Raw genomic sequence first — 15,954 nt, 5'->3', positions numbered from 1 at the left:
AGACATGCCATCATTGATCCATGTCATGACAGACTTTCAGGGCTACTCTGGCCTCTCCGCTCTCTGGGGCAAATGCCCAAGAAAACCAGGCATTTGAGAGACTCGTCATGACAAGTTTTGTCACGGCAATGCATCTCTTCATGACAAGGCTCTGGACGGGTGGCGCTTGATCTGACTACGGTGATGCCTATCGCGTCGGGAACTGTCATCGACGTGGTCGTTGGCCGTCCACCCGATGGAGTGAGAGAGCATGACCGAGCGCCAGGACCACCCGCAGCAGCCGTTGCTGTTCGGGGCTGAGCGGACGCTGATGCTGGAGAGCTGGAATGACACGGTGGTGTCGGTTCCTGGCCGGAGCGTTGTGGGGCAGTTCGAGGCGCATGTTGGGGCGTGCCCGGATGCTGTGGCGGTCGTGGGTGAGGGTTTTGTTCTGACGTATCGGCAGTTGAACGCGCGGGTGAACCGGCTTGCTCATCGGTTGATGGGTCGGGGTGTGGGTCGTGAGACCGCGGTGGCGATGCTGTTGGAGCGTTCGGTGGACGTGGTGGTGACCACGTTGGCGGTCTTGAAGGCGGGCGGTGTGTATGTGCCGCTGCCTGCTGGTTATCCGGTGGAGCGGATGGCGCTGGTGATGGGCGGGACGGGTGCGCGGGTGCTGGTGGTGGATCCGGCGCACGCGGGTCATGAGGTGGTCGGCAGTGCGGGGGCGCTGGGTGTTGAGGTTCTGGTGGTCGATGGCGAGGTGGGTCTGGAGGGTGAGCCGGATCATGATCCGGGGCTGGTGATCGATCCGCAGCAGTTGGCGTATGTGATCTACACCTCGGGTTCGACGGGGGTTCCCAAGGGTGTGGCGATCGGTCATGGCGCGGTGGTTTCGTATGCGGCGGACCGGCAGTTCGGGGCGCCGGCGACGGATCGGCTGCTGCTGCACTCGACCCACGCGTTTGATGCGTCGACGTTCGAGATCTGGGTGCCGTTGCTGAACGGTGGCAGCATCGTGATGGCCGGGCCGGGGAAGTTGGACGTGTCGGACTATGCGCGGATCATCCGGCAGTTCGAGGTGACCACGGGGTTCTTCACGACGTCGTTGTTCAATGTGCTGGTTGATGAGATTCCGCAGGTGCTGGCGGGGATGCGGCAGTTGTGGACCGGTGGTGAGGCGTGCTCGCCGCGGGCGATGCGGGCGATGCTCGCGGCTGCGGGTCCGGACTTCGAGTTGATCCACTTGTATGGGCCGACGGAGTGCACCGTCTATGCGACCACGCATGTGGTGCGGGATGTCGCTGCGGACGCGGTGGGTGTGCCGATCGGTGCTGCGATGGACAACACGCGTTTGTATGTGCTGGATGCCAGGTTGGAGCCGGTTCCGGTTGGGGTTGCGGGGGAGTTGTACATCGCCGGTGACGGGTTGGGTCGTGGTTATGTCGCGCGGCCGGGTCTGACGGCGGAGCGTTTCGTGGCGGATCCGTTCGCGCGGGTGCCCGGGGTGCGGATGTACCGGACCGGGGATGTGGTGCGGTGGACGCCGGATGGTGAGCTGGAGTTCGTCGGCCGGGTCGATGGTCAGGTCAAGCTGCGTGGTTTCCGGATCGAGTTGGGTGAGGTCGAGGCCGCGCTTGCGGCCGATCCCGATGTCGCGCATGCGGTGGTGATGGTCCGCGAGGACCGCCCCGGTGACAAACGACTCGTCGGCTACTTCACACCGGAACCCGGGTCGGCCGGTGACCCCGGACCCGTCCGCGAAAGGCTCGCCCGGACCCTGCCCGACTACATGGTCCCCCGGGCGCTCGTGGCCCTCGACGCCCTTCCGCTGACCCCCAACGGCAAGGTCAACCGCCAAGCCCTACCAGCACCCACCTACAACGCCGGCGCCGGTCGAGCGCCCCGAACCGGGCCGGAGCGGACGCTGTGCGCGCTCATCGCGGACGTGCTCGGACTGCCTGAGGTCAGCCCTGACGACAACTTCTTCGACCTCGGCGGCCACTCGCTGTTCGCGACCCGTCTGGTCAACCGCATCCGCACCACCTTCGGCGCCGACCTCACGGTCCGCCAGCTCTTCCAGGACCCGACCGCCGAAGCCATGGCCGAGCTCATCGCCACGTCCCTGGTCGAGGAAAGGCCCCGCCTGGAACGGCGGACCGCCCCCCGGCAGCAACTGCCGCTTTCCCACGCGCAGCAGCGGCTCTGGTTCATGCACCGGCTGGAGGGACCGAACGCGACCTACAACGTGCCGCTGGTCCTGCGCGTCGCCGGAGCACTGCAGCCCGCGGCGCTGTCCGCGGCGCTCGACGACGTCGCGCTGCGCCACGAGAGCCTGCGCACCGTCTATCTCGACACCGCCGGCGAGACCCGGCAGGTCGTCCTCCCCACAGCGAAAGTCCCGTTGACGGTGTGTGCGGTGCCGGTGGGGGAGTTGGACGAGGCGGTGGATCAGGCGGCGCGGCAGACCTTCGATCTGGCGTCGGACCTGCCGTTGCGGGCGTGGTTGTTCCGTACCGGTGAGCTGGACAGCACGTTGTTGTTGGTGGTGCATCACATTGCGGCTGATGGCTGGTCGATGGGTCCGTTGGGTCGGGATCTTGGTGTGGCGTATCAGGCGCGGCTGGCGGGGGTGGCGCCGGTGTGGGACGAGTTGCCGGTGCAGTACGCGGACTATGCGTTGTGGCAGCGCGACCTGCTGGGTGAGGGTGAGGATCCGCAGAGCTTGGCGGCGGCGCAGACGGTGTTCTGGAAGCAGACCCTGGCGGGTCTGCCGGATGAGATCGAGTTGCCGGTGGACCGGCCGCGTCCGGCTGTGGCCGGTCATGCCGGTGGCGTGGTGGAGCTGGCGGTGGATGCCGGGTTGCACGGGCGGTTGCTGGGGTTGGCGCGGGAGCGTCAGGTGACGTTGTTCATGGTGCTGCAGGCGGGCCTGGCGGCGTTGCTGACCCGGTTGGGTGCGGGGACGGACATCCCGCTGGGTTCGGTGGTGGCCGGCCGGACCGATGAGGCGTTGGACGACCTGGTGGGGTTCTTCGTGAACACCCTGGTGCTGCGCACCGACACCTCGGGTGACCCCACCTTCGCGGAGCTCCTGGACCGGGTCCGCGACACGGCGCTGGCTGCCTACGCACACCAGGACCTCCCGTTCGACCGCGTCGTCGAGGCCCTCAACCCCACCCGCACCCGCGCCCGCCACCCCCTCTTCCAGACTGCCCTCGTCCTGCAGAACAACGCCGCCGCCCACTTCACGATGGGAGAGGCCGCCCAGGTCGAATCCGCCGAGGTGCCGAGCCTGGCGGCGATGTTCGACCTGTGCTTCAACACGCTGGAGCGGTACGGCCCGGACGGCAGCCCCGACGGACTGCGACTCCAGGTCGAATACGCCACCGACCTCTTCGACCGAGCCACAGCCGAAGCGCTGGGGCAACGACTGGTCCGGCTGCTCGACCAGTTCGCCGCCCGCGCCGAGGAGCCGATCGCCGCCGCCGAACTGCTCTCCGATCAGGAGCGCGAGCTCGTGCTGGAGCGCTGGAACGCGACCACCCAAGAGCTTCCGCCGCGCACCCTGCCCGCTCTCCTCGCCGAGCAGGCGGCCCGCACGCCCGAGGCGCTCGCCGTCGAGCACGGCCAGACCCGACTGAGCTACCGGGAGCTGGACGAGAGGGCGCGCGACCTCGCCGCTCTCCTGCGGGCCCGCGGCGTCGCCCCCGGCGACACGGTCATGCTGGCCATGCCGTCCTGCGCCGACCTGGTGGTCGCCGTCAGCGCCGCGCTCAAAGCAGGAGCCGGCTTCCTGCCGGTCGACCCGAAGCTTCCCCAGGCCCGGCTGAGCGCGATCCTCGCCGATTCCGCGCCCACCGCGGTGCTGACCCAGCGATCCGCCCTCGACGCGAACGCCTCCCTCGCCTCCGCCCTCGCCGGCCAGCCGCTGCTCTGCCTGGACGAGCCGTGGGAGCAAGCCGGCTACGCCCCTCTCGCCGCGATCACCCCCGAAAGCCTGGCCTGCGTCTTCTACACCTCCGGCTCGACCGGTCGCCCCAAGGGCGTCATGTTCGCCCACGGGCCGCTGCTCAACTACACGCTCGCCATGGTCGAAGCCTTCGCTCTCACCAGCGCCGACCGGATCCTGCAGCTCGCGTCGGTCGGATTCGACGTGCTGCTCGAGGAACTGCTGCCGGCCCTGGCGGTCGGAGCCACCGTCGTCATCACCGACGAACCAGTACTGACCAGCGGCGCCGACCTGGCCGACGTCGTCACTGACCTTCGCATCACCGGCCTGGAGCTCACCACCGCCTACTGGCACGAGTGGGCCCACGACCTGCACGCATCGGGCCGCACCCTGCCGGCCGGCTTCCGCTTCGTCGCGACCGGCGGCGAGCGGATCCTCCCCGAGCGCCTGCAGATGTGGGAGCGCCAGCCCGCCCGACTGATCCACGTCTACGGCCTGACCGAGGTCTCCTGCACCTCCACCACGGCCGTGCTCGGCACCGCAGGCGACCGCGGCGACGCCCTGGCCGCCCCGATCGGCCGACCGCTGTGGAACACCCGCGCCTACGTGCTCGACTCCGGGCTCCGCCCGGTGCCGCCGGGCATCCCGGGCGAGCTCTACCTGGGCGGCGCGGGCCTGGCCCGCGGCTACGTCGGCCGCCCCGACCTGACCGCGGAGCGCTTCGTCGCCGACCCCTACGCCCCCCTCGACGGCGCGCGGATGTACCGCACCGGCGACGTGGTGCGCTGGACGCCGGACGGCGAACTGGAGTTCGTCGGCCGCGCAGACGAGCAGGTCAAGATCCGCGGCTTCCGCATCGAACTCGGCGAGATCGAGGGCGCCCTCGCCCGCGACGGGAGCGTCGCCCAAGTCAAGGCCGTGGTCCGGGAGGACCGGCCCGGTGACAGGCGCCTGGTCGCCTACCTGATAGCCGTGCCCGGCTCCACACCCGACGTCCAGGCCCTGCGCGTCCGGCTGCAGACCGCACTGCCGGCCTACATGGTCCCCGACGCCCTGGTCCTCCTCGACGCCTTCCCGCTCAGCCCGAACGGGAAGGTCGACCGCAAGGCCCTCCCGGTGCCCGACTATCCGGCAGCCGCCGGCACCTCGGGCCGACCGCCGCGCAATCCCCGCGAGGAGATCCTCTGCTCGCTCTTCGCCGAAGTGCTGGGCCTGCGGCACGCCGGCATCGACGACAACTTCTTCCACCTGGGCGGCCACTCACTGCTGGCCACCCGCCTGGTCAACCGCGTCCGGGCCACTCTTGGCCTGGAAGTGCCGCTGCGGCGCCTCTTCGAGACACCGACCGTCTCCGGACTCTGCGACGTGCTGGAAGGCGGAACCGTCCGCCCCGGCCTGGAGCGCCGGATCCCGCGCCCGCAGAACTTGCCGCTCTCCTCCGCGCAGCAGCGGCTCTGGTTCCTGACGTGCCTGGAGGGCTCAAGTGACACCTACAACATCCCGATGGCCATCCGGCTCCGCGGACCGGTCGACACGCAGGCGCTTCAAGCGGCTCTTGGTGACCTGGCTGACCGTCAGGAAGCCCTGCGCACGGTGCTCCGGATCGTGCACGGGGAGCCGGTACAGGACTTCCTGCCCGTAGGCACCGCGCAGCCGCCGTTGACGGTGTGTGCGGTGCCGGTGGGGGAGTTGGACGAGGCGGTGGATCAGGCGGCGCGGCAGACCTTCGATCTGGCGTCGGACCTGCCGTTGCGGGCGTGGTTGTTCCGTACCGGTGAGCTGGACAGCACGTTGTTGTTGGTGGTGCATCACATTGCCGCGGATGGCTGGTCGATGGGTCCGCTGGGCCGGGATCTCGGCGTGGCGTATCAGGCGCGGCTGGCTGGGGTGGCGCCGGAGTGGGACGAGCTGCCGGTGCAGTACGCCGACTATGCGTTGTGGCAGCGCGACCTGCTCGGCGACAGTGAGGACCCCCAGAGCTTGGCGGCGGCGCAGACCGCGTTCTGGAAGCAGACCCTGGCGGGCCTGCCCGAAGAGATCGACATCCCCCGCGACCGCCCCCGGCCGGCCGTGGCCAGCCACACCGGTGCGGCGATCCGCGCCGAACTCGGTGCGGAACTGCACGGGCGGTTGCTGGGGTTGGCGCGGGAGCGTCAGGTGACGTTGTTCATGGTGCTGCAGGCGGGCCTGGCGGCGTTGCTGACCCGGTTGGGTGCGGGGACGGACATCCCGCTGGGTTCGGTGGTGGCCGGTCGGACCGATGAGGCGTTGGACGACCTGGTGGGGTTCTTCGTGAACACCCTGGTGCTGCGCACCGACACCTCGGGTGACCCCACCTTCGCGGAGCTCCTGGACCGGGTCCGCGACACGGCGCTGGCTGCCTACGCACACCAGGACCTCCCCTTCGACCGCGTCGTCGAAGCCCTCAACCCCACCCGCACCCGCGCCCGCCACCCCCTCTTCCAGATCGCGCTCACCTACGAGGACACGGCCGAAGTGGGCCTGGACATCGAAGGCCTGACGGCCTGCGTCGAAGCCCCGCGCTTTCGCTCCGCCAAGTTCGACCTGACCTTCTTCGTCAAGGAGCGGCCCTGCGTCGACGGCGCCGCCGCGGGCATCGAGCTGACCGTCGAGTACGCCGCGGACCTCTTCGACCAGAGCACCGTCGAACAGCTGGCGCAGCGCTTCGTCGGCCTTCTCGAATCGCTCGCCGATGCCCCCGAGGAGGCCATCGGGAGCCGACCGTTGCTGTTCGGGGCTGAGCGGACGCTGATGCTGGAGAGCTGGAATGACACGGTGGTGTCGGTTCCTGGCCGGAGCGTTGTGGGGCAGTTCGAGGCGCATGTTGGGGCGTGCCCGGATGCTGTGGCGGTCGTGGGTGAGGGTTTTGTTCTGACGTATCGGCAGTTGAACGCGCGGGTGAACCGGCTTGCTCATCGGTTGATGGGTCGGGGTGTGGGTCGTGAGACCGCGGTGGCGATGCTGTTGGAGCGTTCGGTGGACGTGGTGGTGACCACGTTGGCGATCTTGAAGGCGGGCGGTGTGTATGTGCCGCTGCCTGCTGGTTATCCGGTGGAGCGGATGGCGCTGGTGATGGGCGGGACGGGTGCGCGGGTGCTGGTGGTGGATCCGGCGCACGTGGGTCATGAGGTGGTCGGCAGTGCGGGGGCGCTGGGTGTTGAGGTTCTGGTGGTCGATGGCGAGGTGGGTCTGGAGGGTGAGCCGGATCATGATCCGGGGCTGGTGATCGATCCGCAGCAGTTGGCGTATGTGATCTACACCTCGGGTTCGACGGGGGTTCCCAAGGGTGTGGCGATCGGTCATGGCGCGGTGGTTTCGTATGCGGCGGATCGGCAGTTCGGGGCGCCGGCGACGGATCGGTTGTTGTTGCACTCGACCCACGCGTTTGATGCGTCGACGTTCGAGATCTGGGTGCCGTTGCTGAACGGTGGCAGCATCGTGATGGCCGGGCCGGGGAAGTTGGATGTGTCGGACTATGCGCGGATCATCCGGCAGTTCGAGGTGACCACGGGGTTCTTCACGACGTCGTTGTTCAATGTGCTGGTTGATGAGATTCCGCAGGTGCTGGCGGGGATGCGGCAGTTGTGGACCGGTGGTGAGGCGTGCTCGCCGCGGGCGATGCGGGCGATGCTCGCGGCCGCGGGTCCGGACTTCGAGTTGATCCACTTGTATGGGCCGACGGAGTGCACCGTCTATGCGACCACGCATGTGGTGCGGGATGTCGCTGCGGATGCGGTGGGTGTGCCGATCGGTGCTGCGATGGACAACACGCGTTTGTATGTGCTGGATGCCAGGTTGGAGCCGGTTCCGGTTGGGGTTGCGGGGGAGTTGTACATCGCCGGTGACGGGTTGGGTCGTGGTTATGTCGCGCGGCCGGGTCTGACGGCGGAGCGTTTCGTGGCGGATCCGTTCGCGCGGGTGCCCGGGGTGCGGATGTATCGGACCGGGGATGTGGTGCGGTGGACGCCGGATGGTGAGCTGGAGTTCGTCGGTCGGGTCGATGGTCAGGTCAAGCTGCGTGGTTTCCGGATCGAGTTGGGTGAGGTCGAGGCCGCGCTTGCGGCCGATCCCGATGTCGCGCATGCGGTGGTGATGGTCCGCGAGGACCGCCCCGGCGACAAACGACTCGTCGGCTACTTCACACCGGAACCCGGGTCGGCCGGTGACCCCGGACCCGTCCGCGAAAGGCTCGCCCGGACCCTGCCCGACTACATGGTGCCTGCCGCCCTGCTCGTGCTCGACGCCCTGCCGCTGACCCCCAACGGCAAGGTCAACCGCCAAGCCCTACCAGCACCCCAGTACGAGGCCCTCGCGCAGCGGCGCGCACCCCGGGACGAGCGCGAGCAGACGCTGTGCACGCTCTTCGCCGAGGCCCTCGGGGGCGTCGACGTCGGTATCGACGACAACTTCTTCCACCTGGGCGGCCACTCACTGCTCGCCACGCGACTGGCCAACCGCATCCGCACGACGCTCGGCGCCGAGCTGTCGGTCAGCGCCCTGTTCGAAGCCCCGACCGTGGCGGGTCTGTCCGAACGGCTAGCGGCAGCTCCGGCAGCGCCTGCCCGGCCAACCCTTGCCCGCCCAGCCCTGCGGCCCCGCGCCCGGGTCTGATACGCCCGACCCGCCGAGGAGACCATCGCGATGACACTCCAGCTTTCCTACGCACAGCAGCGGCTCTGGTTCATGCACCGGTTGGAAGGCCCCAGCCCCACCTACAACCTGCCGCTCGCACTGCGACTGACGGGCCCCTTCGACTGGCTTGCCCTGTCCAAGGCGCTGGCCGACGTCGCAGAACGGCACGAGGTGCTGCGCACGGTGTACCAGGAGGACGACGGCGAGGAGCCGCAACAGATCGTGCTGCCCGACGCGAAGCCCCAGCTGACCCTGGTCGGAGGCGTGCCCGAGCACCGGCTGCTCGACGAACTGACCGAGGCCGCCAGGCACCCGTTCGACCTGTCGAACGAGATCCCCGTCCGCTGCTGGGTGTTCGGAGTCGGTCCGCAGGAGAGAGTGCTGCTCCTGGTGATTCACCACATCGCCGCTGACGGCTGGTCGCTGGGGCCACTCGCCCGGGACCTCGGCACCGCATACAGCGCCAGACTGGCCGGCCGGCCGCCGCAGTGGGACGAGCTGCCGGTGCAGTACGGCGACTACGCGCTGTGGCAGCGTGACCTGCTCGGCGACAGCGAGGACCCCGACAGCGTCGCCGCCCGGCAACTCGACTACTGGCGCCAGGCACTCGCCGACCTGCCGGAACAACTCGAGCTCCCCACCGACCGGCCCCGGCCGGCTGTCCCCAGCCACCAGGGCCGCATCGTCCGGCTCGCCGTCGACGCCGACACCCACCGGCGGCTGCAGAGAGCCGCGGTGCAGCACGGAGCCACACTGACCATGGCCGTCCAGGCCGCCGTCTCGACCCTTTACACGCGCCTCGGTGCGGGGACCGACATCCCCCTCGGGTCGGTAACCGCCGGTCGGACCGATGAGGCGTTGGACGACCTGGTCGGGTTCTTCGTGAACACCCTGGTGCTGCGCACCGACACCTCCGGTGACCCCACCTTCGCGGAGCTCCTGGACCGGGTCCGCGACACGGCGCTGGCCGCCTACGACCACCAGGACCTCCCCTTCGACCAGATCGTCGAAGCCCTCAACCCGAGCCGTTCCCTGGCCAGACACCCCCTCTTCCAGACGATGGTGGCGCTGCAGAACAACGCCGCCGACGGCTTCGCCCTCGACGGCCTTCAGGTGACCGCACAGGAGATCCGCGCCGGCATCTCCCAGTTCGACCTCGCCATCACGCTGAACGAGGACTACACCGCCCAGGGCGCCCCCAAGGGAATCACCGGCTGGATCGAGTACAGCACCGACCTCTTCGACCAGGACACCGCCCAGGACTACGCAGACCGTCTGGCCGCCGTACTCCGCCAGGTCGCCGCCGCCCCGGACCAGCCGATCAGCAGCATCGAGCTGCTCAGCGCCGCGGAACGGCAACAGGTGCTAACGCGCTGGCAGGGACCGGAGGCGAAGGAACCGCACACCAGCGTCCCGGAACTCTTCCGGGACCGCGTACGGCTGCACCCCGACGCCACGGCCGTCTCCTTCCAGGGGTCCACGCTCAGTTATCACGAGCTCGACGCCGCGTCGGACCGCCTCGCCGCCATCCTGCACGCACATGGAGTCGGCGCCGAGAACCGTGTCGCGGTGCTGCACGAGCGCTCGCCGGGCCTGATCGTCTCCCTGCTCGCCGTCCTCAAGACAGGGGCCACCTACGTCCCCCTCGACCAGCGCGCCCCCGCCGACCGGATGGCGGTCGTGCTCGCCGACACCCGGGCCGCCGTCCTGCTCACCGACGTGCCGATGAGCGGCCACCCGATCGTGCCGCTGCGCCCCGACGGCACCGCGCACCTGGTGGCACCGACCGAGCCGGTCACGAAGGCAGCGAAAGACGGAGGCAGCGACGCGCGCAACGCCGGCATCGACACGGCTCACACCACGGTCCCCGCCCCGGCCAGCGCCGCGGTCCACCCCGAACAGCTCGCCTACCTCATGTACACCTCGGGATCCACCGGGACGCCCAAGGGCATCGGAATCACCCACCGGGATCTGGCCGCCTTCGTCCAGGACCGCTGCTGGCAGCGGCCACCCGAGCGGATCCTGCTGCACGCCCCAGTCGCTTTCGACGCTTCCGTCTACGAGCTGTGGATCCCCCTGTTGACCGGCGGCACCGTCGTGGTGGCCCCACCCGGCAACCTGGACGCCGCGACGCTGGGACGACTGATCCGTGCCGAACAGCTCACCAGCGTGCTCCTTACCGCTGGCCTCTTCCGCGTGGTCGCCGAAGAGGACCCGCAGACCTTCACCGGGCTGCGCGAAGTGCTGACGGGCGGCGACGTCATTCCGCCTGCCGCCGTGCAACGGGTCCTCGACGCCTGCCCGAAGACGCTGGTACGCCCCACGTACGGCCCCACCGAGACGACGCTCTTCGCCACCCAGCACCTGCTGCGGGCACCGCATCAGGTCGGCGCCACGATCCCGATGGGTCGACCCATGGACGGCATGCGCGCCTACGTGCTCGACGCGCGCCTGCGGCCGGTGCCGCCCGGCGTGACCGGCGAGCTCTACCTGGCCGGCCTCGGTCTGGCCCGCGGCTACGAGAACCGGCCGGGACTGACCGCCGAACGATTCGTCGCCGACCCCTTCGGCCCGCCGGCCGGCGGGCGCATGTACCGCACCGGCGACCTGGTCCGCTGGACCCGTGACGGACTGCTGGACTTCGTCAGCCGCGTCGACGGCCAGGTCAAGCTGCGTGGCTTCCGCATCGAGCTCGGCGAGATCGAACTCGTACTGTCCCGCATCCCCGGGGTGAGCCAGGCCGCGGTTCTGGCCCGTGAAGACCGCCCCGGCGACAAGCGCCTGGTTGCCTACGTGGTCGCCGAGGTGGCCGGCGCGGACCCCGCAGACCCCGCAGACCTCCGCGCCAAGGTCGCCGCCACACTCCCCGACTACATGGTCCCCTCGGCTTTCGTCGTCCTCGACACGCTGCCGCTCACCATCAACGGCAAGCTCGACCGCCGCGCACTGCCCGCCCCGGCAACCGGCGACGCCCCGGCGGGCCGCCCACCGCGTACCGAGCGCGAGCGCGTCCTGTGCGGCATCTTCGCGGACCTCCTCGGGAAGGACGAGGTCTCCGTTGATGACGACTTCTTCGCCCTGGGCGGCCACTCGCTGCTGGCCACCCGACTGGCAAGCCGCGTCCGCGCCGCACTCGGCGCCGAAGTCGGCATCAGAGACCTCTTCGAAGCGCCGACAGTCGCAGCACTGAGCGGCCGGCTGGGAAAGGACGAAGGCCGCCCCGCCCTCGTCGCCGCCCGACGACCGGACCTGCTACCGCTCTCCTTCGCGCAGCAGCGGCTCTGGTTCATGCACCGGCTGGAGGGACCGAACTCGCTCTACAACCTGCCGATGATTCTCCGGCTGCACGGCACGCTCGACCGCGATGCCCTCGCCGCGGCCATGGGCGACCTGGCCCTGCGTCATGAGGTCCTGCGGACCGTGCTGCACGAGATCGACGGCCACCCCCACCAGGTGATCCTCCAGGAGGGGCGGATACCGCTCGCGATACACCGCACCACCGAGGACCGCCTGCCACAGGACCTGGCCGACGCCGCGGCCCGCCCCTTCGACCTCGCGGCCGATCTGCCTGCCCGGGTGGGGCTCTTCGAGCTGGCCCCCCAGGAGCACGTGCTGTTGTTGGTGGTGCATCACATTGCGGCTGATGGCTGGTCGATGGGTCCGTTGGGTCGGGATCTTGGTGTGGCGTATCAGGCGCGGCTGGCGGGGGTGGCGCCGGTGTGGGACGAGTTGCCGGTGCAGTACGCGGACTATGCGTTGTGGCAGCGCGACCTGCTGGGTGAGGGTGAGGATCCGCAGAGCTTGGCGGCGGCGCAGACGGCGTTCTGGAAGCAGACCCTGGCGGGTCTGCCGGATGAGATCGAGCTGCCGGTGGACCGGCCGCGTCCGGCTGTGGCCGGCCATGCCGGTGGCGTGGTGGAGCTGGCGGTGGATGCCGGGTTGCACGGGCGGTTGCTGGGGTTGGCGCGGGAGCGTCAGGTGACGTTGTTCATGGTGCTGCAGGCGGGCCTGGCGGCGCTGCTGACCCGGCTGGGTGCGGGGACGGACATCCCGCTGGGTTCGGTGGTGGCCGGCCGGACCGATGAGGCGTTGGACGACCTGGTGGGGTTCTTCGTGAACACCCTGGTGCTGCGCACCGACACCTCGGGTGACCCCACCTTCGCGGAGCTCCTGGACCGGGTCCGCGACACGGCGCTGGCCGCCTACGCACACCAGGACCTCCCCTTCGACCGCGTCGTCGAAGCCCTCAACCCCACCCGCACCCGCGCCCGCCACCCCCTCTTCCAGACCACCCTCGTCCTGCAGAACAACGCCGCCGCCCACTTCACGATGGCCGATCTGGAGGTCACGAACGTGGACCCCGGCGTCGACGTCTGCCAGTTCGACCTCCAGTTCAACCTGACCGAGAGCTACGCGAGCGACGGTTCACCGGTCGGACTGGAAGGCGCAGTGGTCTTCGCCACCGAGCTGTTCGACCGCGCCACGGCCCAGACCCTGGCGGACCGCCTGGTCCGGCTGCTCGACGCGGCCGCCACCGACTCCGGGCAGCCCCTGAGCCGCCTGGACCTCCTCGCCCCACCGGAGCGCACCGCACTGCTGCGCGCCTGGAGCGGACCCGAGCGACCCGTGCCGACGCGCAACCTCGCCCAACTGGTCGAGGCGCGCGCCACAACGGACCCCGACGCCGTAGCGGTCACCTCCGCGACACGACGTCTGACGTACGCGCAGCTGAACACGCGGGCCAACCAGCTCGCGCACCGGCTCTCCAAGCTCGGCGTCGGTCCCGACCGGACCGTCGCCACCCTGCTGGAGCGCTCGGCCGACCTGGTGGCCGCCACCCTCGGCGTCATCAAGGCCGGCGGCGCGTACGTCCCCCTTCCCTCGGGCTATCCGGTCGAGCGGATGCGCTTCGTGCTCCAGGGCACGGCCGCGCGCGTCCTGGTCGTGGACGCCGCGATGCGTGATCACGAGCTCGTGCGCTTCGAACGGGCCCGCGGCACCGCCGTGGTCGACCTCGATGATCCGACGCTGGCCGATGAGCCGGACAGTGACCTTGAGGCCGCCGTCCAACCGGACCACCTGGCCTACATCATCTACACCTCCGGCTCCACCGGCACGCCCAAGGGCGTCGCGGTCACCCACCGCAACATCGCCGACCTCGCCGCCGACGCCTGCTGGCAGGGCGGCGCCCAGGAACGGGTCCTGATGCACGCCCCGCACGCCTTCGACGCGTCCACCTACGAGCTGTGGGTGCCGCTGCTGAACGGCGGTCAGATCGTGGTGGCTCCGGCCGGATCGCTGGACACCCGCCAGTACGCCCGGCTCATCGCCGAGCACCGGGTGACCTCGGCACTGTTCACCCCGGTGCTGTTCAACCTCATGGCCGAGGAGGAGCCAGCCGCGCTGGGGATGCTGCGCCAGGTGTGGACCGGAGGCGACAACGTCCCGGTCAGCGGCGTGCAGCGGGCCGTGGACAGCTGCCCGCAGACCGAGATCGTGGCCACCTACGGCCCCACCGAGACCTCGGTGGTGTGCTCCTGGCACCCGATGCGGGCACCCCACCGCCTGGGCCGCACCGTGCCGATCGGCCGCGCGATGGACAACACCCGTCTCTACGTCCTCGACGAGCGTCTGGCCCCGGTTCCGGTCGGCGTCCCCGGCGAGCTCTACATCGGCGGCGCCGGAGTGGCCCGCGGCTACCTCGGCCTGCCCGGCCTCACCGCGAGCCGGTTCGTCGCCGACCCCTTCACCGACGAGCGAGGGGCACGCATGTACCAAAGCGGCGACATCGTGCGCTGGGCAGGTGACGGCACCCTCGAGTTCGTCGGGCGCGCCGACGGGCAGGTCAAGGTGCGCGGCTTCCGGATCGAGCTCGGCGAGGTGGAGAAGGCCCTGGCCGCCGACCCGGCCCTGCTCCAGGTGGCCGCGGTGGTCCGCGAGGACCGCCCGGGCGACCGACGGCTGGTCGCCTACCTGGTCCCCGGTCCGGGCGACAGCGTCGACACCACCGCGCTCCGCGACAAGCTGGCGGGGCGGCTGCCCGACTACATGGTCCCGTCCGCCTTCGTCGTCCTCGACGCCCTCCCACAGACCCCCAACGGCAAACTGGACCGCAAGGCGCTGCCGGCGCCGACCGTCCAGGCAGCTGGCCGCAAGGCCCGCAACGCCCGCGAGGAACTGCTGTGCGGCCTCTTCGCCGACGTCCTGGGACTGGCCGACGTCTCGATCGACGACGACTTCTTCGCCCTGGGCGGCCACTCGCTGCTGGCCACCCGGCTGGTCAACCGGATCCGCCGCACCCTGCACGCCGACTTCGCCGTGGCCGGGCTCTTCGCGGCGCCCACCGTGGCCGCCCTCGCCGCAGCCATCGGCGACGACACCACGGGAGACGACGGCGACGACGAGGACGGCACCTTCGAGACGGTGCTGGCACTGCGCCCCGACGGGGAAGAGGCGCCACTGTTCTGCATCCATCCCGGAGGCGGCATGGGCTGGTGCTATGCCGGCCTGACCCGGTATCTCGACCCGCGGGTCCCGCTGTACGCCTTCCAGTCCCGCGGTCTGGCCCGCCCGGTCCAACTCCCGGACAGCGTCGAAGAGATCGCAGCGGACTACCTGCGGGAGATCCGCCGGGTCCAGCCGAGCGGACCGTACCGCCTCGCCGGCTGGTCCTTCGGCGGCGCGGTGGCGCATGCGATCGCGACACTGCTGCGCGACCTGGGGGAGGAGGTCTCGCTGCTCGCGCTGCTGGACGCCTACCCCGGCGGCTCCAACGGCGAGCACGAGGTCATGGACGAGCGCTCGGTCCTGCAGTTGGCCTTCGACGGCGTCGACGTCCTTCAAGGCGCGGCCGAGGCGGACCTCCCGGTCAGCCCCGCCCGGGTACTGGCCCTCCTCCACGAGCGCGGGAGCATCCTGTCCGGACTGGACGAGCGCGCGATCCAGGCCCTGATGGCCGTGACCGTCAACAACGTCCGGCTGATGCGCGCCTTCACCCCCCGTCGCTTCGACGGCGAGGTGCTCTTCTTCCAGGCCGGCCTGGAAGGGCTGACCGTCGACGAGGCGGCCGGGCTGTGGACGCCGTTCGTGGCGGGTCTGGAGCACCACGTCCTTTCGACCACCCACGCCGAGATGACCGGACCCGAGGCGCTGCAACTCATCGGACCCAGGATCGCCGATCGTCTGGAGGCCGACACGGCCTCCCAGGCTCCCCGACCCACCCACGCCGCATCCGCGGCCGCCCAGCCCGTGCTCGCGCTGACGGCCTGAGCCGGCACCGCCTTCCCGCACCGAACTGCCTTCCCGCACCAAGGGCGCCCGGCCCGGCCCTCACCCGGGCCGGGCGCCCCCTTCCCATCGCTTCCGCACCC

At 70.1% G+C, this 15,954-nt stretch carries 2 protein-coding genes; both read left to right on the top strand.

Annotated features, from left to right (window positions below; genetic code table 11):
- The first annotated feature begins 250 nt into the window (after positions 1 to 250).
- Positions 251 to 8,563, top strand: a complete 8,313-nt coding sequence (locus ABIA32_RS31830) for an amino acid adenylation domain-containing protein (protein WP_370103044.1) — start codon at positions 251 to 253, stop codon at positions 8,561 to 8,563.
- Between the two features lie 30 nt (positions 8,564 to 8,593).
- Positions 8,594 to 15,853, top strand: coding sequence for an amino acid adenylation domain-containing protein (locus ABIA32_RS31825; RefSeq protein ID WP_370103042.1), 7,260 nt, complete (start codon positions 8,594 to 8,596; stop codon positions 15,851 to 15,853).
- Positions 15,854 to 15,954: the final 101 nt, after the last annotated feature.

Origin of the sequence: Streptacidiphilus sp. MAP12-20, from assembly GCF_041262525.1 — a bacterium.
Lineage (GTDB): Bacteria > Actinomycetota > Actinomycetes > Streptomycetales > Streptomycetaceae > Streptacidiphilus.
This window is presented reverse-complemented; position numbering and strand designations above follow the sequence as displayed.

Coding starts and splice junctions, on each gene's coding strand:
- ABIA32_RS31830 (WP_370103044.1), top strand. CDS start 251: ATGACCGAGCGCCAGGACCACCCGCAGCAGCCGTTGCTGTTCGGGGCT.
- ABIA32_RS31825 (WP_370103042.1), top strand. CDS start 8,594: ATGACACTCCAGCTTTCCTACGCACAGCAGCGGCTCTGGTTCATGCAC.